The 23,115-nt window shown below is 64.1% G+C and carries 19 protein-coding genes; 11 read left to right on the top strand and 8 right to left on the bottom strand.

Annotated features, from left to right (window positions below):
- Window positions 1-9: 9 nt before the first annotated feature.
- Window positions 10-1,218: a 23S rRNA (adenine(2503)-C(2))-methyltransferase RlmN gene (gene rlmN / locus QM467_RS10550; protein ID WP_446737761.1), complete on the top strand. Its 1,209-nt coding sequence runs from the start codon at window positions 10-12 to the stop codon at window positions 1,216-1,218.
- Here rlmN and QM467_RS10555 read toward each other — a convergent pair.
- Entirely contained in the window at window positions 1,215-1,658 is a 444-nt protein-coding gene (locus QM467_RS10555) for an organic hydroperoxide resistance protein (protein ID WP_283366278.1), read from the bottom strand. The genes rlmN and QM467_RS10555 overlap by 4 nt on opposite strands.
- A gap of 164 nt (window positions 1,659-1,822) precedes the next feature.
- On the opposite strand from QM467_RS10555, the gene QM467_RS10560 reads away from it, so the two are divergent.
- From QM467_RS10560 to QM467_RS10590, 7 genes are all read left to right on the top strand, one after another.
- Window positions 1,823-2,917 (top strand): ATP-dependent DNA helicase, encoded by a 1,095-nt coding sequence (locus tag QM467_RS10560; protein WP_283366279.1) that lies wholly within the window; start codon window positions 1,823-1,825, stop codon window positions 2,915-2,917.
- Between the two features lie 404 nt (window positions 2,918-3,321).
- Window positions 3,322-4,752: a bifunctional enoyl-CoA hydratase/phosphate acetyltransferase gene (locus QM467_RS10565; protein WP_283366280.1), complete on the top strand. Its 1,431-nt coding sequence runs from the start codon at window positions 3,322-3,324 to the stop codon at window positions 4,750-4,752.
- A gap of 100 nt (window positions 4,753-4,852) precedes the next feature.
- The gene (locus QM467_RS10570) at window positions 4,853-6,061 is read left to right on the top strand and encodes an acetate/propionate family kinase (RefSeq protein ID WP_283366281.1); all 1,209 of its coding nucleotides are present in this window, start codon (window positions 4,853-4,855) and stop codon (window positions 6,059-6,061) included.
- 11 nt (window positions 6,062-6,072) lie between these two features.
- A complete protein-coding gene (locus tag QM467_RS10575; protein ID WP_283366282.1) occupies window positions 6,073-8,460 on the top strand; it encodes a DUF3141 domain-containing protein in 2,388 nt (795 codons plus the stop codon).
- 177 nt (window positions 8,461-8,637) lie between these two features.
- Window positions 8,638-9,732 (top strand): HlyD family secretion protein, encoded by a 1,095-nt coding sequence (locus QM467_RS10580; protein ID WP_283366283.1) that lies wholly within the window; start codon window positions 8,638-8,640, stop codon window positions 9,730-9,732.
- Complete coding sequence (locus QM467_RS10585) at window positions 9,729-11,309, top strand: DHA2 family efflux MFS transporter permease subunit (RefSeq protein WP_283366284.1); 1,581 nt, start codon at window positions 9,729-9,731, stop codon at window positions 11,307-11,309. Before QM467_RS10580 ends, QM467_RS10585 begins: the two co-directional genes overlap by 4 nt.
- Window positions 11,306-12,790: an efflux transporter outer membrane subunit gene (locus QM467_RS10590; RefSeq protein WP_283366285.1), complete on the top strand. Its 1,485-nt coding sequence runs from the start codon at window positions 11,306-11,308 to the stop codon at window positions 12,788-12,790. The genes QM467_RS10585 and QM467_RS10590 overlap by 4 nt, the downstream gene beginning before the upstream one ends.
- 3 nt (window positions 12,791-12,793) lie before the next feature.
- Here QM467_RS10590 and QM467_RS10595 read toward each other — a convergent pair whose 3' ends face one another.
- Together QM467_RS10595 and uvrB are read right to left on the bottom strand one after the other, a co-directional pair.
- Window positions 12,794-14,416, bottom strand: a complete 1,623-nt coding sequence (locus QM467_RS10595; RefSeq protein WP_283366286.1) for a long-chain fatty acid--CoA ligase — start codon at window positions 14,414-14,416, stop codon at window positions 12,794-12,796.
- A 61-nt stretch (window positions 14,417-14,477) separates the two neighbouring features.
- A complete protein-coding gene (gene uvrB / locus QM467_RS10600) occupies window positions 14,478-17,021 on the bottom strand; it encodes an excinuclease ABC subunit UvrB (RefSeq protein ID WP_283366287.1) in 2,544 nt (847 codons plus the stop codon).
- Between the two features lie 233 nt (window positions 17,022-17,254).
- Between uvrB and QM467_RS10605 the strand changes: the two genes are divergently transcribed.
- On the top strand, window positions 17,255-17,851 hold the full coding sequence (locus tag QM467_RS10605) for a cache domain-containing protein (protein ID WP_283366288.1): 597 nt from the start codon (window positions 17,255-17,257) through the stop codon (window positions 17,849-17,851).
- Window positions 17,852-18,022: 171 nt separating this feature from the next.
- Here QM467_RS10605 and QM467_RS10610 read toward each other — a convergent pair whose 3' ends face one another.
- Window positions 18,023-18,607, bottom strand: coding sequence for a hypothetical protein (locus QM467_RS10610; RefSeq protein ID WP_283366289.1), 585 nt, complete (start codon window positions 18,605-18,607; stop codon window positions 18,023-18,025).
- 159 nt (window positions 18,608-18,766) lie between these two features.
- Here QM467_RS10610 and QM467_RS10615 point away from each other — a divergent pair, with 159 nt between their 5' ends.
- Window positions 18,767-19,969, top strand: coding sequence for a pyridoxal phosphate-dependent aminotransferase (locus QM467_RS10615; protein ID WP_283366290.1), 1,203 nt, complete (start codon window positions 18,767-18,769; stop codon window positions 19,967-19,969).
- A gap of 124 nt (window positions 19,970-20,093) precedes the next feature.
- The gene (locus QM467_RS10620; RefSeq protein WP_283366291.1) at window positions 20,094-20,414 is read left to right on the top strand and encodes a hypothetical protein; all 321 of its coding nucleotides are present in this window, start codon (window positions 20,094-20,096) and stop codon (window positions 20,412-20,414) included.
- 9 nt (window positions 20,415-20,423) lie between these two features.
- Here the strand turns inward: QM467_RS10620 and QM467_RS10625 are convergent, their stop codons facing one another.
- The 4 genes from QM467_RS10625 to QM467_RS10640 all read right to left on the bottom strand — a co-directional run bounded on the left by QM467_RS10625 (window position 20,424) and on the right by QM467_RS10640 (window position 23,114).
- Window positions 20,424-20,576, bottom strand: a complete 153-nt coding sequence (locus QM467_RS10625) for a DUF3309 family protein (protein ID WP_283366292.1) — start codon at window positions 20,574-20,576, stop codon at window positions 20,424-20,426.
- A gap of 363 nt (window positions 20,577-20,939) precedes the next feature.
- Window positions 20,940-21,623, bottom strand: coding sequence for a haloacid dehalogenase type II (locus QM467_RS10630; protein WP_342395120.1), 684 nt, complete (start codon window positions 21,621-21,623; stop codon window positions 20,940-20,942).
- Window positions 21,624-21,741: 118 nt separating this feature from the next.
- Window positions 21,742-22,383 carry a 3-oxoacid CoA-transferase subunit B gene (locus tag QM467_RS10635; RefSeq protein ID WP_283366293.1) on the bottom strand — a complete coding sequence of 214 codons (642 nt, stop codon included), beginning with the start codon at window positions 22,381-22,383 and terminating at the stop codon, window positions 21,742-21,744.
- Window positions 22,383-23,114, bottom strand: coding sequence for a CoA transferase subunit A (locus QM467_RS10640; RefSeq protein ID WP_283366294.1), 732 nt, complete (start codon window positions 23,112-23,114; stop codon window positions 22,383-22,385). Before QM467_RS10640 ends, QM467_RS10635 begins: the two co-directional genes overlap by 1 nt.
- Window position 23,115 lies beyond the last annotated feature (1 nt).

Here is a 23,115-nt window from a genome sequence, read left to right on the forward strand (position 1 = left end):
AAGGACGCCATGACCCTGGCCGCCGAAGCCGCGCCGCAAGGCCCGGCCGAAACTTCCTCCGTTCCGCCTGCGAATACGCCTTCGCTGGTTGGCCTGACCCGCGCGGGGATGGCCGAAGCCCTGCGCGAAATCGGGACGCCAGAGCGCGAGATCCGCATGCGCGTCGCGCAATTGTGGCACTGGATCTATTTCCAGGGCGCGCGCGAATTCGACGTCATGCTGAACGTCTCCAAGACCATGCGGCAGAAGCTGGCAGAGCACTTCACGCTGGCGCGGCCGGAAGTTGTCGAGGAGCAGGTTTCCACCGACGGCACCCGGAAATGGCTGATTCGCATGCCCCCGGTCGATCGCCTCGACAAGGGCGCGGAAGTGGAATGCGTCTATATTCCGGAAAGCGACCGAGGCACGCTTTGCGTGTCGAGCCAGGTCGGCTGCACGCTCAACTGCACTTTCTGCCACACCGGCACGCAGAAGCTGGTCCGCAACCTGACCACCCAGGAAATCGTCTCCCAGCTCATCGCCGCGCGCGAAATGCTCGGCGATTTCCCCGGCCTGACGCCGCCCGACAACGGCCTCATCCCTTCGGGCGAGGGCGTGCGGGCTGTGTCGAACATCGTCTTCATGGGCATGGGCGAGCCGCTTTATAATTTCGAGAACGTCCGCGACGCGGTGGAGATTCTCTCGGACGGCGACGGGCTTTCGCTGTCCAAGCGCCGCATCACTGTCTCGACCTCGGGCGTCGTGCCGGAAATCGAGCGGCTCGGCGCCGAGGCCGGCGCGGCGTTGGCGATCTCGCTGCACGCCGTGCGCGACGATCTGCGCGACAAGCTGGTGCCGCTGAACAAGAAATACCCGATCAAGCAACTGCTGCAGGCCTGCCGCGACTATCCCGGCGCCTCCAACGCTCGTCGTATCACCTTTGAATATGTGATGCTGAAAGGCGTCAATGATTCGCCCGCCGAGGCGCGCGAACTGGTGCGCCTGCTCAAGGGGATTCCGGCCAAGATCAATCTCATCCCGTTCAATCCCTGGCCCGGCGCGCCTTACGAATGTTCGAGCTGGGACACGATCGAGAAATTCTCCGATATCGTCTTCAACGCCGGCTACGCCAGCCCGGTGCGCACGCCGCGCGGCCGCGATATTCTCGCGGCCTGCGGCCAGTTGAAAAGCGAAACGGAAAAGCTGCGCGCGCGGGCGCGGCTGGCGGCGCTGGACTAGGCTCCTTCCACCTCCAGATGGAAGGCGATATTGCCCCGGGTCGCGTGGCTGTATGGGCAGATGTTCTCGTGGGCTTCCTCGACGATCTTGCGCAATTCGGCCGTCGGCAGGCTCTTCGACGTAACTTTCATCTCGGCTGCGATGCCGAAGCCGCCGCCCTCGCGCGGGCCGACCGAGACCGTGCAGGTCACCTTGGCGTCCGGAATTTTCACCTTGTGCTGCGAGGCGACGAAATCCACCGCGCCGCCGAAACAGGCGGCGTAGCCCGCGGCGAACAGATGTTCCGGGGTCGTCGTGCCGGGTAGCCCGGGCCCGCCCATGCCCTTGCGCACTGACAGATCGACGCTGACCGAGCCGTCCTCGGTCTCGGAATGACCGTTGCGTCCGCCGGTATTATGGGCGACGGCGGTTTCGAGCGGCTTGATCGTATAGGCGGTCATCGGGTTCTCCTGTGAAAGGACTCGTCGCTCCACCAACCCGGCAGGAACGCTTAGGTTGCGCCCCAAAGCGATTTTCGCAGCCGCTCTCGCCTTTCCTGAAAATGTTCTGTAAAGGTTCTCTTTATTCGCCTTGGATTTGGCGCGAAACGAAACTGGAATTGCCCATGGACTGGTCCGCGCAGCAGGAGAAGGCGCTTTCCACCGTCGCGGACTGGATTTCCGATTCCCGCGCGCCGCAGGTTTTCCGGCTGTTCGGTTATGCTGGCACCGGCAAGACGACCCTGGCGCGCCATGTCGCGGAAAATGTTGATGGCGAGGTGCAGTTCGGCGCCTTCACCGGCAAGGCCGCGCTCGTCCTGCGCGAAAAGGGCTGCGGCGAGGCGCGCACGATCCATTCCATGATTTACCGGCCCAAGGATCTCGACACGGAAGAGCCGAGCTTCGTGCTGAATGAGGACAGCTCGGCCTCCAAGGCCAGCCTGATCGTCATCGACGAATGCTCCATGGTCGATGAGGAATTGGGCCGGGACCTGCTCTCCTTCGGCAAGAAGGTTCTGGTGCTGGGCGATCCGGCGCAATTGCCGCCGGTCAAGGGCGGCGGCTATTTCACCGAGCAGGAGCCGGACGTCATGCTGACCGAGGTTCATCGGCAGGCGGCGGGCAATCCCATCGTGCGGCTGTCGATGCAGATCCGTGCCGGGGAAAGGCTCGCGCTGGGTGATCACGGCGCAATGCGCGTGGTGTCGCGCACGGCGATCGACGCCGAACTGGTGAAAGGGGCCGATCAGGTCCTGGTCGGCCTCAACAAGACGCGCCGCGCCTATAACAAGAGGCTGCGGGAGTTGCTTGGCTTCAAGGAGGCCATGCCCGAAGTCGGCGAGAAGCTGGTCTGCCTGCGCAACGACAAGACCAAGGGCCTGCTCAATGGCGCGATTTTTCGCGTCAACAAGGCGGCGGGCCTGCGCCGGGCGCGCTATCGCATGAGCCTGACGCCAGACGAGGCCTCGGGCGGCAAGCCAATCCGCGTCGGCGTGCTGCCGGCCTTTTTCGAGGGCGCGGAGGAAGGCCTGTCCTACGCCCAGCGCCGGGAATCGGATGAATTCGATTACGGCTATGCGCTGACGGTGCACAAGGCGCAGGGCTCGCAATGGGACAATGTCGTGCTGTTCGACGAAAGCTGGGCCTTTCGCGAAAACCGCGAGCGCTGGCTCTATACCGGCGTGACCCGGGCGGCGAAAAGCCTAACGGTGGTGGTTTGAATTGACAAAGCCGCCGGCTTTTTGCCGGCGGCTTTGTCATGTTGATACCGATCGCGACGCGTCGCGATCAGGCGCCCTCGCGTCAGCTTGGCCGGGCGCAGACCATAAACCGTGAAATTGGTCTCCTGCATCGCCGCCAGAGCGGTGGAGAGCTGGCGGTCCGAATTCGAGACTTCCGCTGAAACGGCGTTGAGGCCTCGGCGTGGTTTCATTCATTTGCATGTCATCATTTCTGGCTTATATTGCGGTGCAGCAAATCAGGATTCGCGGCGCGCGTCGGCGCGTTGACGCCAAGGATTATTGCAGGGGCGGCCCAGCGGCCCGTTCCGTCCGGCCCGCCTGAGCGCGAAAGCCGACGGCGGAACGGCGAGCGTTCCGGCCCCTTTTTGTTTGCGAGGCGATTTATGAAAACGGTGAAAACCATTTCAAACAAGACCTGGGCCCAGCTGCAGGTTGGCGATACGGCGACGATCGAGCGCGTCTGCGCCGACCGCGACCTGTTCCTTTTCGCGCATGTCTCGGGCAACATTAATCCGCTGATGCTGCCCGTTGACGAGGACGCGCCTGTCGCCGACGCGCCGATCGCGCCGTCAATGTGGGTCGGATCGCTGATTTCGGCTGTTCTGGGCAATATCCTGCCCGGCCCGGGCACGCTCTATCGCGAGCAGAACTTCGAATTTCTCAATCGCGTTCACGTGGGCGACCATTTGCGGGTGACGGTGACCTGCCGTGAAAAGCGCGCGGAGCCGACGGTGGTGTTCGAGACGGTCATCGCCAATGGCGCGGGCGAACTCGTCTGCAAGGGAACGGCCCTGATCGACGCTCCGATCCGCAATGTCGAGACCCCGGTGCGCGAATTGCCGGCCCTGATCATGGACAAGAAGGACCACTTCTCCCATCTGCTGGCTCTCGCCGCGCAACTGCCGCGCCTGAAGACCGTGATCGTCTGCCCGGAGAGCCATAATGCGCTCAATGGGCCGCTACTGGCGTTCGAGAAGGGCCTGATCGAGCCGATCTTCATCGGCGATCCGGAGCGAATCGCCAAGGCGGCGCTGGAGCTGGAGGCGGATCTTTCGCCCTTCAGGATCATCGATGAGAAGAACCATCGCGCCGCCGCCGACAAGGCTGTGGCCATGGTGCGCGCGGGAGAGGCCGGCGCGGTGATGAAGGGCGATCTGCATTCGGATGACCTGCTTGCCGCGGTCGTCAAGAAGGACGGCGGCCTGCGCACCGGGCGCCGGATCAGCCATGTGTTCGTGCTCGACACGCTCACCCTCGACGACCTGCTGTTCGTCTCCGACGCCGCGATCAATATCGCGCCCGATCTCCTGACCAAGGTGGATATCGTCCAGAACGCGATCGATCTTGCACTCGCCTGCGGCGTCGAGCCGAAGGTCGGCGTGCTCTCGGCGGTCGAGACCGTCAACCCCGCCATTCCCTCCAGTCTCGATGCGGCCATCCTGTCGAAAATGGCTGAACGCGGCCAGATTCGCGGCGGCGTCGTCGACGGCCCGCTGGCAATGGACAACGCCATCGACGTGGACGCGGCGCGCACCAAGGGCATCGCCTCGCTGGTCGCAGGCCACGCCAATGTGCTGATCGCGCCCAATCTGGAATCCGGCAACATGCTGGCCAAGGAACTGACCTTCGTCGCCCATGCCGAAGCCGCCGGCCTGGTCGTCGGCGCCTCGGCCCCCGTCATGCTCACCAGCCGCGCCGACAACGACAAGGCGCGCCTCGTCTCCTGCGCGCTGGCGCAGCTTTATAATTATTGGCGTCAGAACGGCCACGCCTATGCCGGGGCGCAGGAGTCCAAGGCGCTCGCAGCCGAATAAGGCCGCACGGACGCGCCGATCATCCGGCGGCGGCGCCGATGCGCCGCCCTCTCCCATGCGCGGCCCGGGCCGCCCCGGGGGCAAGGAAAAAAGGAAGAACATGGCCGACATCATTCTGACCATCAACGCTGGCTCCTCCTCGGTCAAATTCTCGGTGTACGAGATCGCGGAGGGCCAGCTGATCCCGCTCGCCCTCGGTCTGATCGACGGCATTGGCGCCAATGCGACCTTCACGGCCAGGAAGAGCAATGGCGACAAGACGCAGTTCGCGCTCGATCAGAGTCATTACGCGGTCGATCACAAGATGGCGCTGGCGGCGGTGCTCGACTGGATGGAGAAGGAAGAGCGCGGCGCCACTGTCGTCGGCGTCGGCCACCGCGTCGTCCACGGCGGCCCGATCTATTCCGAACCCCTGCTCATCGACGCCGAGAACTTCCGCATTCTTCACACCTTCGAGCCGCTGGCGCCTTTGCACCAGCCCTATAATCTCGCGGGAATAGAGGCGGCGATCGAAGCTTTCCCCAACGCGGCGCAGGTCGCCTGTTTCGACACCGCGTTCCACCGCAGGCATCCCTATCTCGCCGATACATTCGCCTTGCCGCGCAAGTATTATGACGAGGGCGTGCGCCGCTACGGCTTTCATGGCCTGTCCTATGAATTCATTCATCGCATCCTGCGCTACGAGGAGCCGGTTCTGGCGCGCGGAAGGGTAATTGTCGCCCATCTCGGCAATGGCGCTTCGCTCTGCGCCATTCACGCCGGAAAATCGGTCGCCTCGACCATGGGCTTCACGGCGCTCGACGGCGTGCCCATGGGCACCCGCTGCGGCCAGCTCGACCCCGGCGTCGTGCTCTATCTGATGGCCGAGAAGAAGATGAGCGCGGCCGAGATCACCGATCTGCTTTACAAGAATTCCGGCCTCAAGGGCATGTCGGGCATTTCGCATGACATGCGCGTGCTGGAAGCCTCGAACGAACAAGCCGCCAAGGATGCGATCGCCTATTTCGTCCGGCGCGTGCGCCGCGAGATCGGCGGCCTCTGCGCGATGCTCGGCGGCTTGGACTGCATCGTGTTCACAGGCGGCATTGGCGAGAACGCCGTCCGCGTCCGGCAGTCCATTCTCGAAAACATGGAATGGATCGGCATCCAGATCGACGCGGAGGCCAATGCGGCCAATGAACGCGTCATTTCCGAAAAGGGCTCGCCCGTCGTCGCGCTGGTCCTGAAGACCGACGAAGAACGCATGATCGCCGCCCATACCTCGGAACTTCTCGGCCTGAAGCAGCCGCTCGTCCCCGCCATTTCCTGAAGGAATGCCCCATGACCTCGACCTATAGCCCCGAAAACATCTTCCGCCGCGAGGCTGAAGACGGCTCGACCCAGGCGGCGCAGGCGCAGCATCTGGGCGAAATTCTCAGCACGCATGTGAGGAAGATCACACGGAACCACGGCCAGCGCCTCCGCAGCGCCTGGGAGCAGTTGAACCCGCTGCTCAACCGCCTGCAGGATTCCGCCAATCGTGGCGAACTGATCAAGGAGGCGCGCGCCTATGCCCGCGACGCAGGCGAGCGCTATGTCCTGACGCTCGATGTCCTGCGCGAGCGCGGCAATAACGACCTCGCGCATGAGGCCGCGGGCACGCCGCCGGTGCTGATCTATGATTACGAGGTCGCGCTCGATGGCAGGGATCTGTCCCCGCCGGTCAATTACCTGCTCCTGAAGATCAAGCCGCCACAGGGCGTCGAGGTGTTCGACTGGAAGCGCCCCTATCTGATCATCGACCCGCGCGCGGGTCACGGCGCTGGCATCGGCGGCTTCAAGCAGGACAGCCAGGTCGGCGTCGCGCTTCACGGCGGCCATCCGGTTTATTTCGCCGTGTTCCGGCCGATGCCCGAGCCCGAGCAGACGCTTGCCGACGTGATGCGCGCCGAAGCCAAATTCGTCGCCGAAATCCGCCGCCGCCATCCCGAGGCGCCCAAGCCGATCGTCGTCGGCAATTGCCAGGGCGGTTGGGCGACTTTGGTGCTCGCCGCGGCCAATCCCGACATCACCGGGCCGCTGGTCATCAATGGCGCGCCGGTCGCGGCCTGGTCCGGACGTAAGGGCGAAAACCCGATGCGCTATAATGGCGGGCTGCTCGGCGGCATTCTGCCGGCCCTGATCCTGTCGGACATCGGCGGCGGCGTCTTCGACGGCGCCCATCTCGTGTCGAATTTCGAGCAGCTCAATCCGGGCCGCAATTTCTTTGGTAAATATTACGACCTCTTCGCCAATGTCGAGAAATCGCGCCACAGCTTCCTCGATTTCGAGCGCTGGTGGGGCGGCTTTCACTATCTCAACGAGGCCGAGATCCATTGGATCGTTGAGCAGATCTTCGTCGGCAACCGGCTGTCGCGCGGCGAGGCGCGCATTGAGCGCGGCCGTCGGCTCGATCTGCGCAGCATCCGCTCGCCGATCATCGTCTTTGCGTCGAAGGGCGACAACATCACCCCGCCGGAGCAGGCGCTCAACTGGATCGTGGACACCTTCGTCGACGAGCATGAAATCCGCATCCGCGGCCAGCGCATCATCTACATGCTGCATGACAAGGTCGGCCACCTCGGCATTTTCGTGTCCTCCTCCATCGCGAAGAAGGAACATGCCGAAGTGACATCCACCTTGAAGACCATCGAGGCGCTTGCGCCCGGTCTTTATGAAATGGTCATCGACGAGCAGACGGGCGAAGGCGTTCATGCGCATTTCCTCGTCAGCTTCCGCGAACGCAAGATGAGCGATCTGGCAGGCTTCGATGACTCGCGCGATGACGAGAAAATGTTCGCCACCGTGTCGCGCCTGTCCGAAATGGCCAGCGAAGTCTATGACATGGGCGTGCGCCCGATGGTCCAGGCCAGCTTCGGCGGCCAGACCGCCGAATTCCTGCGCAAGACCCATCCGTCGCGCGTGCAGCGGCGCATCTTCGCCGACGAAAATCCGGTGATGAAATTCGTCGCGCAAGCGGCGGAAAATGTCGCGAAGGCGCGCCAGCCGGCGGAGAGCGGCAATCCCTTCCTCGGTCTTGAGAAAGTCTGGGCCGACAGCGTCGTCCAGACTTTCGATTTCTGGCGCGATATTCGCGACGCCGCCTATGAACTGACCTTCTTCGGGATTTACGGCCAGCCGGGCATGCTGCGCCTCGGCGCCCCCAACGCCTATCAGCGCAAGCGGATGGATCCGGGCGAACTGGCGCATCTGCCGGAGGTCGAGGAGATACTGCTGGCGATTGATCGTGGCGGCTTCGAGGTCGCGGTGATCCGCATGCTGATCCTGATGGCGGAATCGCGCGGCGCGGTGCGGCGCGACCGTCTCGAGCGTTCGGCCAGGGTGCTCTGCAAGGACGAGCCCTTCGCCTCGCTCGGCGCCGAAAAGCGCAACGCCCTGATCCGCGAACAGACGATCGTCGTCGAGTTCGCGCCGGAGCGGGCCATCGCGACGCTGCCGGACCTGCTGACGGAGTTCGAGGACCGCCAGCGGGCCATCGACACCGTCGAGTTCATCGCCGGCTCCCATGATGAAATGGATCCGCAGACGGTCAAGACGCTGGAAAAAATGCGCGCAATTCTCGGCGTGCCGCTGCTGGTCGGCTCCGGCCCGGTCGCTGACCCGCTCGAAGGCGTCGTCCAGAAGTTACTTCCGGCGCGCGCGCGGAAAAAGGCGGCCTCGGACGCCTGATCCGCGCCGCTCAGGTCATCAAGAGCACCACCGAAGCCCGGTCGCGCCGGGCTTCGGCTTTTCTGGAGCGCCGTTGCGGAAACGCAATGGCGTCTTGTGCTGGGCTGGATCGAAGCCTCAAGACAAGCGCCGCCATTTGGTTTATGTCGAAACGGCAAGCGGCTCGGAGTTATCGGGGTGACGAATACGCAATCCACGGAGCCGGCGACGGTCGATCCCCGGGACGAAGCGCGAAATCGGCGCGCCGCGCGGCTCAAGCCAGTCGGGCTCGTCGTGGTCCTCGCGCTGGCGCTGGGCGGATTGTACCTCTGGTACGAGGGCCGCAACATCGAATCCACCGACGACGCCTATACCGACGGCCGGGCGATGATCATTTCGCCGCGTGTCTCGGGCAATGTCGTTTCGCTCGACGCGACGGACAATCAATTCGTCAAACAGGGCCAGGTCCTGTTGCGGATCGACCCGCGGCAATATCAATTCGAACGCGATCTCGCCGCTGGCGCGCTGGCCTCGGCCAAGGCGCAGCTTGCCGCGCAGCAATATGGCTTCGAGGTCGCGCAGAAGAATTTTCCAGCGCTTCTGGCGCAGGCGCAAGCGCAGCTCGCCTCGGCCAAGGCGACCTTGGCCAAGGCGCAGGCGGATTACGACCGCCAGCGTTCGCTCAGCAAGCTCGCCACCTCGGCGCAGGACGTCGACGCGGCCAAGGCGGCAATGGAGCAGGCCAGGGCGCAGGTGGCGCTGGCCGAGGCGCAGGTGGCGCAGGCCTCGCCCGTGCCGCAGCGGGTCGGCGAGATCGAGAAGCAGATCGGCCAGCTTCAGGGCGCGGTCCAGCAGGCGCAGGCGCGGCTGGATCAGGCCGAACTCAACCTGTCGTGGACGGAGCTTCGCGCGCCGGAGGACGGCTGGATCACCAAGCGCAATGTCGAACTGGGCAATGTCGTCTCGCCTGGCCAGCAGCTCTTCGCCATCGTCAGGCCGGAGCGCTGGGTGACGGCCAATTTCAAGGAAAACCAGCTCAATCGCATGCGCCTCGGCCAGAAGGTCAAGATCGAGGTGGACGCCTTCCCCGATCTCAAGCTCGAAGGCCATGTCGACAGCATCCAGCAGGGCACGGGCTCGAAATTCACCGCCTTCCCGCCTGAAAATGCGACCGGCAACTTCGTGAAGGTGGTGCAGCGCGTGCCGGTGAAGATCGCCATCGATAGCGGCCTCGATCCAAACGCGCCGCTGCCGCTCGGCCTTTCGGTCGTTCCCACGGTGGCGCTGAAATGACCGACGCGACGGAAGCCTCGCACGCCGACTGGAAGCCGCGCGGCAATCCCTGGCTGATCGCGGTCGCCGTCACCATTGCGACCTTCATGGAGGTGCTGGACACCACCATCGTGAACGTCGCCCTGCCGCATATCGCGGGCAGTCTCTCGGCCAGCCCGGAAGAGGCGACCTGGGCGCTGACGTCCTATCTGGTGGCCAATGGCATCGTGCTGACCATTTCCGGCTGGCTTGGCGATCTGCTCGGGCGCAAGCGCTATTTCGTCATCTGCATCGCCATGTTCACCGTCTGCTCCTTCCTGTGCGGGGCGGCGACAAGCCTTGGCCAGCTCATCGTGTTTCGACTCGCCCAGGGCTTTTTTGGCGGCGGCATGCAGCCCAACCAGCAGTCGATCATCATCGACACCTTCCCCGCCGCGCGGCGCGGCGCGGCCTTTGGCGTCGCGGCCATGGCCACCATTGTCGCGCCGGTGCTCGGGCCGACGCTCGGCGGCTACATCACCGATCAGGCGTCGTGGCGCTGGATTTTCTTCCTCAACATTCCGGTCGGCATTATCGCGGTCTTCCTCGTCGCGGCGCTGGTCGAGGACCCGCCATGGGTCAAGGAGCGCAGAAGCCGCGGCCTGGATTTCATCGGCCTGTCGCTCATCGCCATCGGCCTCGGCTGCCTCGAAGTGATGATGGATCGCGGCTCGGACGACGACTGGTTCAACTCGCCCTTCATCCAGCTGATGGCGCTGCTGGCCTTTCTCGGAATCCTCGGCGCGATCTTCTGGCTGCTGATTGCGCGCAAGCCCATCGTCCATCTCGAAGTGTTCAAGGATCGCAATTTCGCCACCGCCTGCCTGATGATTGCGGCGACGGGCGGCATCCTTTACGCCAGCGCCGTGATGATCCCGCAGATGGCCCAGCAATATCTGAATTATACGGCGACATGGTCGGGCATGATCCTGTCGCCGGGCGGCTTCATGGTCATCCTGCTCATTCCCTTCGTCGGCCGGCTGCTGAAGGTCACGCCGGCCCGCAATCTCATCGCGGCCGGCTTCACCATCATGGGCTTCGCCTTGCTCTATTCGAGCCATCTCGCCGCCAATATCAATTTCGGCGCGCTGGTCATGATGCGCATGTTCCAGACGGCCGCGCTGGCCTTTCTGTTCGTTCCGATCAGCACCGTGGCCTATATGACCCTGCCGCGCGACCTGACGCCGGACGGCGTCGCTCTGTTCGCCATGTTCCGCAATGTGGCCGGATCGATCGGCATCGCGCTCGCCACCGCCAATGTGACGCATCGCGCCCAGACGCATCAGAGCCACCTGACTGAATGGGCCACGCCTTTCCACCAGCCCTTCAACGAGTTGCTCGCCCAATATGCCGATGCGCTGAAGGCGATGGGCCATTCCGCCGCCGCCGCGCATGACATGGCGCTGGGGCAGATCTATCGCATGATCCAGACGCAGGCCGCGATCATGGCCTATTCCGACACCTTCGTCGTCTGCGCCGTCGTGGCTTTCGCGGTGACGCCGTTCTGCTTTCTGATGACGTCGCGCAAATCCTCTGGCGGACCGGGAGCGGCGCATTGAGTGGGCGGTGCGACAAGTTCAGCCTTTTGCGCCTGCTTTGCGCCTTGGGGGGCCTGTCGCCGCTCGCCGCCTGTTCGGTTGGCCCGGAATTCGCTCCGCCCGAAACCGGCCTGCCGTCAAGGTCTTTCGCCGCGCCGGACGCCAGCGGTTCGCTGGCTGCGCCGCCCGATCCGAACTGGTGGGCGATCTTCCATGACCGAACCCTGACAGAGATCGAATCAAAAGTCGCCGCCGCCAATCTCGACGTTCGCGCCGCGACGATCAGGCTGGCGGAAAGCCGGTTCCAGCGCAATGTCGCCGCCGCGGCGCAATTGCCGAGCGTCAATGGCGACGCCAAGGTCAATCGTGAGAATTTCAGCCAGAACGGTCTGGTCAGCCTGTTCGCGCCGCTCGTTCCCGCCGGGCGGAATTTCTCGATCCAGCCGATCACCGATTACTACACCGGCTTCGACGCCTCATGGGAGCTGGACCTGTGGGGCCATGTCCGCCGCCAGGTCGAATCCGCCGACGCCACCGTGCAGGCCGGAGCCGAGCAGCGGCGAGGCGCGCTCGTCTCGGCGCTGGCGGAGGTGGCGCGCGATTATATCTCCCTGCGCGGCGCGCAGGTGCAGCTTGGCATCGCGCGGGACAATCTCAAGATCAGCGAAGACGTGTTGCAGGTGACGCAGGAGCGCCAGCGCTCAGGCGTGCAAAGCGCGCTCGACAGCGAAAACGCCGCCGCCCAGATCGAATCCGTGAAGGCGGAATTGCCGGCGCTGGAGCAGAAGGAATCCGAGCTGACCAACGCGCTCTCCTTCCTGCTCGACGAGCCGCCGGGCGCCTTGCGGGCGAAGCTCGGCTCGCCTCGCGCGATGCCGTTGACGCCGCCGGTCGCGCCGGTCGGCGTGCCGTCGGAACTCGCGCGCCGGCGCCCCGACATTCGCGCGGCCGAGGCGCAATTGCATGAGGCCACGGCCAATATCGGCGTGGCGGTGGCGGCCTTCTATCCCACCGTGCAGCTCAATGGCGTCGTCGGCTTCGATTCGCTCACGCTGCCGAAAATGTGGTGGGCGAATTCGCTGCAATATAATTTCGGCCCCAGCGTCTCGCTGCCGATCTTTAATGCGGGCCGGCTGCAGAATACGGTGGAATTGCGCACGGCGCAGCAGCAGGAGGCGGCGCTGCTCTATCACCGCACCGTGTTGCAGGCCTGGCATGACGTGGTCAACGCCCTGACCGCGCATCGGCTGGAGCGCGAGCGCAACGCCCGGCTCAAGGCGCAGGTCGAACATGCGGGCCGGGCGCTCGATATCGCCCGCACGCGCTACAAGCAGGGCGTGACGGAATATATCAACGTGCTGAACGCCCAGCGCACCGCGCTGCTCGCCGAACAGAGACTGGCCGAAAGCACCACCAATCTGGGGCTCGACCTCGTGCAATTGTTCAAGGCGCTCGGCGGCGGCTGGGAATCGACTTTTCCGGTGACGACGGCGGCGAAGTAAGGCTCACCCCTCGCGCGGCGCATAGATCCGCCGCAATTCGGACTTGAGGACCTTGCCAGTAGCGCCATGGGGCAGTTCCTCGGCGATGACGACGCGGTCGGGGATCGACCAGTTTGGTACCTTGCCGGTGAAAAAGGCGCGCACGTCGTCGGGCTGCGGCTCATGTCCGGTGCGCGGGACAACGACCAGCAGCGGGCGCTCGCCCCATTTTTCGTCCGGCTCGGCGATGGCCGCCGCTTCCGCAACATCGGGATGGCCAACGGCGATATTTTCCAGCGCGATGGAGCTGATCCATTCGCCGCCGGATTTGATCAGGTCCTTGGTGCGGTCGGTGAGCAGAACATAGCCTTCGGCGTCGACCACGCCGACGTCGCCGGTGGGGAACCAGGCGTCCGGCGCGATCCCGGTCTCAGGCAGGCGGTAATAGCCATTCGCCACCCAATGGCCGCGCAGCGCCAGATTGCCCTGGGTGGCGCCGTCGCGCGGAACTTCCCCGGCCTCATTCTCGGCGCGCACATCCGCGCCATAGACGACGCGGCCCTGCTTGGCCTGCTGATCGAGCAGGGCTTCGGCGTCGAGCGCGGCGGTCGCCGGCTTGGGCGCATTGGCGGTCACCACCGGGCTGCTTTCGGTCATGCCCCAGCCATGCCGCACGCTGACGCCGCGCTGCTCGAATTCCGGAATCAGGGCGCGCGGGAACGCCGCGCCGCCAGCGAGAATCCGCTGCAGCGTCTGGAAGCTTTCGCCGGTCTGGCGCATGTGGCCGATCAGATTCAGCCAGACGGTCGGCACGCCGACGGAAAAAGTCGCGCGCTCGTCGTTCAGCAGGGCGAGCAGCGAGACCGGATCGAGATGCCGCCCCGGCATGATGAGCGACGCGCCGGACATGGGCGCGAGATAGGGCAGGCCCCAGGCGTTGACATGGAACATCGGCACGGCGGGCAGGACGCGATCCGTCGCGCGCAGCCCGAAAACATCCGGCGAATTGGTCGCCATGGCGTAAAGCACTGTTGAGCGATGCGAATAGAGTACGCCCTTGGGCTTGCCGGTGGTGCCGGAGGTATAGCAGAGCGCCGAGGCCGTCTCTTCGGCGAAAACGGGCCAGTCGGGCGCGTCACGCGCCTGGTCCAGCAGCGTTTCATAACAATAGAGGGCAACCTCGCCGGGCAGCTCGCAGGCCGGGATTTCGTCCGCGTCGCACAGCACGATCACGCCGCGCAGGACATGCGCGACCCGTGGCGCAATGGCGGCGACGATGGGCAGGAAGCCGGGATCGACGAAGATGAAACCGTCTTCGGCGTGATCGACGATATAGGCGATATCGTCCTGCGACAGGCGCGGATTGATGGTGTGGCAGACTGCGCCCATGCCGGAAATGGCGTAATAAAGCTCAAGATGGCGGTCGCTGTTCATGGCCAGGGTGGCGACGCGGTCGCTGAAGGCCGCGCCGAGGTCGCGCAACACGCTCATCAGTTTTCGCGCGCGTTGTTCCAGAGCGGCGTATGTGGTTCGGGCGATCTGGCCGTCGTCGCGGCGTGAGACGACTTCGGCGTCGCCGTGATGCTGTGCGGCGTGGGCAATGAGCGACGAAATCAGCAGCTCGCGCCGTTGCATCAGTCCAAGCATGAAATCCTCCCGGCGTTTTTCCGGAAGTATCCGCCTGGCCGGGCCCGCAAGCAAGCGCCGCTCAGCGCCGCTTGCCCTTGTGCTTCCAGCTCGCGGAGGCTTTGGGCCGCGCCTCGCCGCCGCCGAAATTATGCGGCCCCATGTCCTCATCGGTGGGCTTGTGGATGCGGGAGGGCGGCAAATTCGCCCCTTTGCCATATTTGCTCGCCCCGAGGAAGCCGCCGCCGCCGGCGTCGATGTCGCTCTGCCGCGCCAGCGGATCGTCGGAAACGGTCAGTTCCACCGCCTGCAGGCGCTTGATCTCGTCGCGCAGCCGCGCCGCGGTCTCGAAGTCGAGATCGCTCGCCGCCGCGCGCATCTTCTTTTCCAGATCGGCGATGGTGGCCTCAAAATTATGGCCGATGGCCGGGGCCGCGAGGCCCGCGTCCACGCTGACATGATCCTGCTCATAGACCGAGCCGAGAATGTCGGCGATGCCGCGCTTGATGGTCGCGGGGGTGATGCCGTGTTCGGCGTTCCAGCCAAGCTGCTTTTCGCGGCGGCGGGTCGTCTCGCCCATGGCGCGCTCCATCGAGCCGGTGATCTTGTCGGCGTAGAGGATGACCTTGCCGTCCACATTGCGCGCCGCGCGCCCGATCGTCTGCACCAGCGACGTCTCGCTGCGCAGAAAGCCCTCCTTGTCGGCGTCGAGAATGGCGACCAGCGCGCATTCGGGAATGTCGAGGCCTTCTCGCAGCAGGTTGATGCCGACCAGCACGTCGAAGGCGCCGAGGCGCAGGTCGCGGATGATCTCGATGCGCTCGATCGTGTCGATGTCGGAATGCATGTAGCGCACGCGCACGCCGTTCTCGTGCAGATATTCGGTGAGGTCCTCCGCCATGCGCTTGGTCAGCACGGTGACGAGGGTGCGGAAGCCGCGCAGGGCCATGTCCCGCGCCTCGCCGAGCAGGTCGTCCACCTGCGTTCGGGCCGAGCGCACTTCCACCGGCGGGTCGATGAGGCCGGTCGGGCGGATCACCTGTTCGACGAAAACGCCGCCGGTCTGGTTCATTTCCCAGTCGCCCGGCGTCGCCGAGACATGGACCGATTGCGGCCGCATCGCGTCCCATTCCTCGAAGCGCAGGGGTCTGTTGTCGAGGCAGGAGGGCAGGCGGAAGCCATATTCGGCCAGCGTCGCCTTGCGGCGGAAGTCGCCGCGATACATGCCGCCGATCTGAGGCACGGTGACATGGCTTTCGTCGGTGAAGACGATGGCGTTGTCGGGCAGATATTCGAACAGGGTCGGCGGCGGCTCGCCGGGGCGGCGTCCGGTGAGATAGCGCGAGTAATTCTCGATGCCGGCGCAGGAGCCGGTGGCCTGCAACATTTCGAGATCGAACATGCAGCGCTGTTCGAGCCGCTGCGCTTCGACGAGGCGCCCGGAGGCGTGCAGCTCCGCGAGGCGCTGCCGCAGCTCCTTCTTGATGGAGTCCGCCGCCTGCAACAGGGTCGGGCGCGGCGTGACATAATGCGAATTGGCGTAGAACTTGACCAGTTCGAGGTCCTGCATCTTCTTGCCGGTCAAGGGATCGAATTCGGCCAGCGATTCCACTTCGTCGCCGAAGAAGGTGATGCGCCAGGCGCGGTCCTCGTAATGCGCCGGAAAGACTTCCACCGTGTCGCCACGAACGCGAAAATTGCCGCGCGAGAAATCCGGCGTGCGCTTGTATTGCAGCGCCACGAGGTCTTGCAGCAATTGCCGCTGGTCGAGCTTTTCGCCAGTCTTGATCGAGAAGGTCATGGCCGTATAGGTTTCGACCGAGCCAATGCCGTAGATGCAGGACACGGAGGCGACGATGATCACGTCGTCGCGTTCGAGCAAAGCGCGGGTGGCGGAATGGCGCATCCGGTCGATCTGCTCATTGATCGAGCTTTCCTTCTCGATGAAGGTGTCGGTGCGCGGCACATAGGCTTCCGGCTGGTAATAATCATAATAAGAAACGAAATATTCCACCGCATTATTGGGGAAGAAGCTCTTGAACTCGCCGTAAAGCTGGGCGGCCAGCGTCTTGTTGGGCGCAAGGATCAATGCGGGCCGCTGCGTGTGGGCGATCACCTGCGCCATGGTGAAGGTTTTGCCGGAGCCGGTGACGCCGAGCAAGACCTGGTCGCGCTCCTGCGCGTTCAGCCCGGCGACCAGCTCCTCGATCGCGCGCGGCTGGTCGCCCTGCGGCTGATAGTCCGAGACGAGCTCGAATTTGACGCCGCCCTCGGACTTTTCCGGCCGGTCAGGGCGGTGCGGCGTCCAGGGCTTTGCGTCGCGGAGATTGGGATCGCCCTTTTCCAGCAGGTCCTGCAGCACGTCCGCCGTGGCGCCGGAAGCGGTCTGGAATTCCTCGCGGGCGGGGGCGCGGCGACGCGGCTTCTCGCGCTGGATCTCCGGCTCCTGGCCCAGCCCGTAGCGCGCGGCTTCTTCCGCGCTCAGGGGCTCGGCGAGAAAAGGCGACGCGGCCTCTTCAAAACCCTTGCTGACAAGGGCCGGATTCAGCAAGGCGGCCAGATGATCGCCGAGCGGCTTCACGTCAGGTTTTGAGGCCTTGCCGCGGGAAGTAGGTTTTTTCGCCATGCCCGCAATATGGGACGGCGCGGAAGGATTGGCCAGAGTCCAGCGGGCAGAAATCCATGCCGGGCGGCATCGAGCGCCGCAGGCGAGGACGGCTCGGCGCCATAGGCGTCATTCAGCGGCCGCGCAGATCGTTCGCGCCAAACGGAAAAGCGCCCCCGGCAAGCCGGACGTCCCGCACCTCCTTTGGTGGGAGATTGGCGCTATTTCGCAAAACGCGCCTGTGATGTAGCCTCATGGGCAGGCTGCGTGACGCGCCGAAATCACAAGACAAAAGCGGCAAGAACGCCGCTGCGAGCGCCTGCGCCACGCGCAAAAGTCAAAAAAATGCGCAATCAAGGGGAAATGACATGCTACGGAAAATTATCATTGCTGCGGCGTCTGGCTTGGTCCTCGCGCTTTCGTCGGGGGCTTTCGCCCAGCAGAGTGATCGATCGCCAGATGCGTACAAAGCCAGGGCCATGCTCCTGAATGTGGTTGCCGAGGTGAAGATCAACCGGGAGCAGGCCTTCGAAATGTTCAACCAGGGCGGAGGCAGGTTCAAGGACGGCGATCTTTATGTGTTTTGCACCGACGCCAAGAACGGGAAATTCGTCGCCATGGGCAACGCCAATGCGAAAGAATTGCTCGGCCAGGACGTGAGAACCCTCAAGGACCCGTCGGGCAAGGCTTTCGGTCAGGAAATTTACGATGCGGGCCAGAAGCCGGAAGATGAGATTACCGAGGTCAGCTATGTGTTTGTAAAGCCGAGCGACCCGAAGTCGGCCGCCAAGACGAGCTTCGTGACGAAGGTCGATGACGATTACGCCTGCGGCGTGGGCTATTACAAGTAGATCGCCGGCCTGGATCGAGCGGCGTTGCGACTGTTCGCTGCACTTGGAGCGCGAAGCGCGCGATCTGTCAGTCGGGCGATATCTTCTTGTAAAGCCGCTCGTCTTTCATGACGACGAGCGGTTTCCATTTTGACTCGGCGAGCAGGTCCGGATCGTCGGCTGAGCGCGCCATTACGGGAAAGAGCGCCGCCCCGCCAGCAGACGATAAAGCGCCGCGACGCCGCCGCCCGAAACGGCCTCCATGGCGTAGCCGATCTCGGTTTCGCCCAGACCGATCGCGCCCGTGGCGACGGCGACGGCGACGCTCGTCGCGGCGCCAATGAGCGAAAAGGCGGGAAAGCCCGACCAGTTCCGCCAGCCGCAGAGTTTCTGGGTCAGCCAGAGATTGGCGGCGAGATTGGAGGCGATGACGAAAATCGACCACGCCAGCGCGAGCGGCTCGAACCAGCCTCCGGCGAGCTGGAAGACGGCCTTGGCCTGTTCCTCCATCTGCGGCGGCAGAGCGGCGACCGTGTCATGCGGCTTGCCCAGCAAAGTGAGCGCGGCGACCAGCGCAGTGATCGCGGCGCAGGCGATGAATCCCGCGTGGCGGACATGGACTTTTGCTGCGGGCGTGTCCTCGACCGGCAAGGCTTCGGCGCCGAACAGATAGGCGCGCTGTTCCGGCGTCAGCGCGAGATCGCCGCCGAGGGCCTGAGCCGGCGCGGGGTCCGGAGCGGCGAGGCCTCGGCGGCCGAAGGAAGCGGGCTTGTTCATGGCGACATTCTGTCTGAAGAATCTTGCGAAAGCTTTTCGTCCCGGCTTCGCTTTTGCGCGTCACGCGGCGAAGGCGGCGCGGCGGGCGAATTTCGGCCTTCCCTTTTTCGCCGTCCGCACTATGGTCCCGCGCCAAACCGCAATCGCAAGGGCATAAAAATGGGCTTTCTCGCCGACGCGCTCTCTCGTGTGAAACCCTCCGCCACCATCGCCGTGACGCAAAAGGCGCGCGAGCTGAAGGCGCAGGGTCGCGAGATCATCAGCCTCTCGGTCGGCGAGCCGGATTTCGACACGCCGGACAACATCAAGGCGGCGGCGATCGACGCGATCCGGCGCGGCGAAACCAAATATGGCCCCGTGGCCGGGATCGTCCCGCTGCGCGAGGCCATCGCGCAGAAATTCAAGCGCGAGAATGGGCTGGACTACAAGCCCACAAGCTGCATCGTCGGCACCGGTGGAAAGCAGATCCTGTTCAATGCGCTGATGGCCAGCCTCAATCCGGGCGACGAGGTGATCATCTCGGCGCCTTACTGGGTGTCCTATCCGGAAATCGTCGCGCTTTGCGGCGGCAATGCGGTGATTGTCGAGACCCGGTCCGAGGAGTCCTACAAGCTGCAGCCCGAGGCGCTGGAGCGGGCGATCACGCCGCGCACCAAATGGGTGATCTTCAATTCGCCGTCGAACCCGTCCGGCGCGGCCTATACGCGCGACGAGCTGAAGGCGCTGACAGACGTGCTGCTGCGCCATCCTCAGGTCTGGGTGCTCACCGACGACATGTATGAGCACCTCGTCTATGGCGATTTCGTCTATACGACGCCGGCGCAGGTCGAACCCGCGCTTTATGACCGCACGCTGACCATGAACGGCGTTTCCAAGGCCTATGCCATGACCGGTTGGCGCATTGGCTATGCCGCCGGGCCGGACAAGCTCATCAAGGCCATGGACATGATCCAGGGGCAGCAGACCTCGGGCGCTTGCTCCATCGCGCAATGGGCGGCGGTCGAGGCGCTCAACGGCCCGCAGGATTTCATCGCCGAGAGCCGCAAACTGTTCGAGGGCCGGCGCGATCTCGTCGTCTCCATGCTGAACCAGTCGAAATTCCTCTCGACCCATCGGCCCGAGGGGGCCTTCTATGTCTATCCCTCCTGCGCCGAGGCGCTGGGCAAGACCTCGGCAGGCGGCAGGAAGATCGAGACGGATGTGGATTTCGTCACGGCTCTGCTGGAAGAGCAGGGCGTCGCGGTGGTGCAGGGCTCAGCCTTCGGGATGGGGCCGAATTTCCGCGTCAGCTACGCCACGTCCAATGAAGCCCTTGCCAAAGCCTGCGCGAAGATTCAGGCTTTCTGCGCCGATCTGCGGTAAGGCCGGCCCGCATAGGTGCGAACCTATGAGCGCGGTTAGGCGCGAATGCGGCGCCGAGCTCTTGCGAGGGTTTCCGTCATCGCGATGATGGAGAAATGGTATAAGTCGGGCATTGGAGGCGGCTATGCGGGCTAAAATCTGGAATGTTCTCGCGATTTTTGGGGTCATGACTCTGGTCGGCGCGCGAATCGACTCCGCCGAGGCCGCCAATATCGCCATGGGAACGCCCTATCAGGAATTGCGCCCGCAATTGCTGGCGGAAGGCTGGAAGCCCAACACCGGCTATGGCCTGAAGCTCGCCAATGGCAAGCCGATGCATCGCTTTCCGGAAGTTCTGTGCGGCATGGAGCAATGCCGCGCCAAATGGCGCGACGCCTCTGGCGCGGAGCGCGCGATCATGCTCAATCGCGGCGGCCCGACCGACGATTACCGCGTCGCGCAATAAGCATTCCCGTCAGCCGATCTGCGTGAACAGCGTGGCGGCGAGAATGAGCGCGCCCACGAACAGGCTGGGATGATAGCCCCATTGCGATGAATGCGGCCAGGTTGGCAGCGTTGCGAAGAAGGCGAGAATCAAGGCGGCGATCAACAAGGTTCCAGGGGACATGGCGGCCTCCTCGAGGCGGCGACGTCCGGCGCGCCGGGGCGCATTTCGTCCTGGTCGACCAAAACCCGCGCCCTGGGGCGAGCCGTCAGCGGTCTTTTCCTGGCCTAAAACGCGCGAGGCCGAGCAAAGTTCCCCGGTGGCCCCTTGATTTTACGGTGGTTTCTCCCCGCGTGGCAATGTCATGCGAATTTTATGATGCGGCGCAACAAAATGGTCTTGACTATTTGTGCGACGCAACATAAGTTTAGAACCGTAGCACAAGCGGTGCTTGTGCTGCAGCCCTCCTTGGGCGTTTCCTCCCTAGACTTGGGCCGCTGGTTTGACCGGCGGCCTCTTTTTTTATCTGGTCGCGTCCCTGGCGATTCAAAGCTCCGACAGCGTTGCGATCACGCGCTCGGGAGGCAGGTCCCGGTATTCGTCGGGCGCGCCGGCGCGGTTGACCCAGATAGTGCGGAAGCCGAATTTCCCTGCGCCCGCGATATCCCAGCGATTGGACGACTGGAACGAGACCTGTTCGGGCGCCACGCCGTAGCGCGCGCCCACCAGCCGGTAAATTTCCGGCGCGGTCTTGAAGCGGCCCAGAAAATCAGCGGAAAGCGATTCGTCGAGCAGATCCTGCAGTCCAGCGGAAGCGATGGCGCGCGTGAGCGCGCGGGGCGTGCCGTTGGAGAGAATCACGGTCTTCGCGCCCCGGTCTCGCAGGGTTAGCAGGGCCGGGGCGGCGTCGGGAAAGGCGTCGAGCGTTTCATAGGCTTCAAGCAGGGCCGCGCGCGCCTGCGCGGAAATTCCGCCGCAGCGGGCGGCGGCGAAGTCGAGCGCCTCTTCGGTCAGGGCGTCGAAATCGCGATAGGCTCCCATCAAGCTGCGCGTCCAGGTATATTCCAGCTGCTTCGTACGCCAGAGTTCGGACAGTCGCACGGCCTGCGGGCCGACGAGGCCGCCGTGCCGCGCGACGGCGGAATGCACGTCGAACAGAGTGCCGTAAGCGTCGAAGACGTAAAGGGGAAAGGTCATGAAGCCCCGGCTTTTTGCGTCCCGACGCGGCAAGACGTCCTCCTTGGAGCGCGTCGCCGCTTCCCATTTTTATTGCGCCGTGCGGGAAGCGCGTCACAGCGTCCTGCTGGTGGAATGACGCGCTCCGGAGAACGCGCCATCCATGTCGCTTTTACAGTGCGACGGTGAACGTCGCCTCCGTCTTGGACTTGATTTCCTCCACCGTCACGCTCTCGGCGAGTTCGATCAGCTTGGCGCCGCCATTGCCGTGCTTGTCGATGGAGAACACGCCGAGATCGGTGATCAGCAGGTCGACGACATGCGAGCCGGTCAGCGGCAGGTTGCATTTGTGGAGGAATTTCGGGCCGTCCTTGGCGACATGCTCCATCACCACCACGACCTTCTTGACGCCCGCGACAAGGTCCATGGCGCCGCCCATGCCCTTCACCATCTTGCCCGGAATCATCCAGTTGGCGAGGTCGCCGTTCTCGGCCACCTGCATGGCGCCCAGGATCGACAGGTCGATATGGCCGCCGCGGATCATGGCGAAGGAATCGGCGGACGAGAAATAGCTCGTCGTCGGCAGTTCCGTGATGGTCTGCTTGCCGGCGTTGATCAGGTCGGCGTCCTCTTCGCCCTCATAGGGGAAGGGGCCCATGCCGAGCATGCCGTTCTCGCTTTGCAGCTGCACGCTCATGCCGTCGGGGATGAAATTGGAGACCAGCGTCGGAATGCCGATGCCGAGATTGACATAGAAGCCATCGCGCAGCTCTTTCGCCGCGCGGGCCGCCATTTGATCGCGTGTCCAGGCCATCAGACTTCTCCTCCCGCGGCCGCCGCCGGGCTGGTGTGTTTGCGCGTGGTGCGCTGCTCGATATGTTTGGTCGGGTTTGGAATATGCACGATGCGCTGCACGTAGATGCCGGGGGTGTGGATCTCGTCGGGGTCCAGCTCGCCCGCCTTGAACAGGTGCTCGACCTCGGCCACGGTGATCTTGCCCGCCGTCGCCATCATCGGATTGAAATTGCGCGCGGTCTTGCGGAAGACGAGATTGCCCTCGGTGTCGCCCTTCCAGGCGTGGACGATGGAAATATCCGCGACGAGGCCCGTCTCCATGACGTAATTCTCGCCGTTGAAGACGCGGGTCTCCTTGCCTTCGGCGACGAGGGTGCCGTAGCCGGTCTTGGTGTAGAAGGCCGGAACGCCCGCGCCGCCGGCGCGGATGCGCTCCGCCAGCGTGCCCTGCGGGTTGAATTCGATCTCAAGCTCGCCGCCGAGATATTGCTGGGCGAACAGCTTGTTCTCGCCGACATAGGACGAGATCATCTTCTTGACCTGCTTGGTCTCAAGCAGCACGCCAAGTCCGATGCCGTCGACGCCGGCGTTGTTGGAAATGAAGGTGAGGTTCTTCGCGCCGGATTCCTTGACCGCTTCGATCAGGGACTCGGGGATGCCGCACAGGCCGAAGCCGCCGGCCATCAGCGTCATGCCGTCCTTCACCAGTCCGGCCATGGCGGAACTGGCGTCTGGATAAACTTTTTTCATG

The sequence above is a fragment of the Rhodoblastus sp. 17X3 genome (assembly GCF_030056575.1).
Taxonomy (GTDB): Bacteria; Pseudomonadota; Alphaproteobacteria; order Rhizobiales; family Beijerinckiaceae; genus Rhodoblastus.

What these genes read in the sequence shown, in the direction of transcription:
- rlmN (WP_446737761.1), top strand. Translation starts at nt 10, where the DNA reads ATGACCCTGGCCGCCGAAGCCGCGCCGCAAGGCCCGGCCGAAACTTCC.
- QM467_RS10555 (WP_283366278.1), bottom strand. Translation starts at nt 1,658, where the DNA reads ATGACCGCCTATACGATCAAGCCGCTCGAAACCGCCGTCGCCCATAAT.
- QM467_RS10560 (WP_283366279.1), top strand. Translation starts at nt 1,823, where the DNA reads ATGGACTGGTCCGCGCAGCAGGAGAAGGCGCTTTCCACCGTCGCGGAC.
- QM467_RS10565 (WP_283366280.1), top strand. Translation starts at nt 3,322, where the DNA reads ATGAAAACGGTGAAAACCATTTCAAACAAGACCTGGGCCCAGCTGCAG.
- QM467_RS10570 (WP_283366281.1), top strand. Translation starts at nt 4,853, where the DNA reads ATGGCCGACATCATTCTGACCATCAACGCTGGCTCCTCCTCGGTCAAA.
- QM467_RS10575 (WP_283366282.1), top strand. Translation starts at nt 6,073, where the DNA reads ATGACCTCGACCTATAGCCCCGAAAACATCTTCCGCCGCGAGGCTGAA.
- QM467_RS10585 (WP_283366284.1), top strand. Translation starts at nt 9,729, where the DNA reads ATGACCGACGCGACGGAAGCCTCGCACGCCGACTGGAAGCCGCGCGGC.
- QM467_RS10595 (WP_283366286.1), bottom strand. Translation starts at nt 14,416, where the DNA reads ATGCTTGGACTGATGCAACGGCGCGAGCTGCTGATTTCGTCGCTCATT.
- uvrB (WP_283366287.1), bottom strand. Translation starts at nt 17,021, where the DNA reads ATGGCGAAAAAACCTACTTCCCGCGGCAAGGCCTCAAAACCTGACGTG.
- QM467_RS10605 (WP_283366288.1), top strand. Translation starts at nt 17,255, where the DNA reads ATGGGCAGGCTGCGTGACGCGCCGAAATCACAAGACAAAAGCGGCAAG.
- QM467_RS10610 (WP_283366289.1), bottom strand. Translation starts at nt 18,607, where the DNA reads ATGAACAAGCCCGCTTCCTTCGGCCGCCGAGGCCTCGCCGCTCCGGAC.
- QM467_RS10615 (WP_283366290.1), top strand. Translation starts at nt 18,767, where the DNA reads ATGGGCTTTCTCGCCGACGCGCTCTCTCGTGTGAAACCCTCCGCCACC.
- QM467_RS10620 (WP_283366291.1), top strand. Translation starts at nt 20,094, where the DNA reads ATGCGGGCTAAAATCTGGAATGTTCTCGCGATTTTTGGGGTCATGACT.
- QM467_RS10625 (WP_283366292.1), bottom strand. Translation starts at nt 20,576, where the DNA reads ATGTCCCCTGGAACCTTGTTGATCGCCGCCTTGATTCTCGCCTTCTTC.
- QM467_RS10635 (WP_283366293.1), bottom strand. Translation starts at nt 22,383, where the DNA reads ATGGCCTGGACACGCGATCAAATGGCGGCCCGCGCGGCGAAAGAGCTG.
- QM467_RS10640 (WP_283366294.1), bottom strand. Translation starts at nt 23,114, where the DNA reads ATGAAAAAAGTTTATCCAGACGCCAGTTCCGCCATGGCCGGACTGGTG.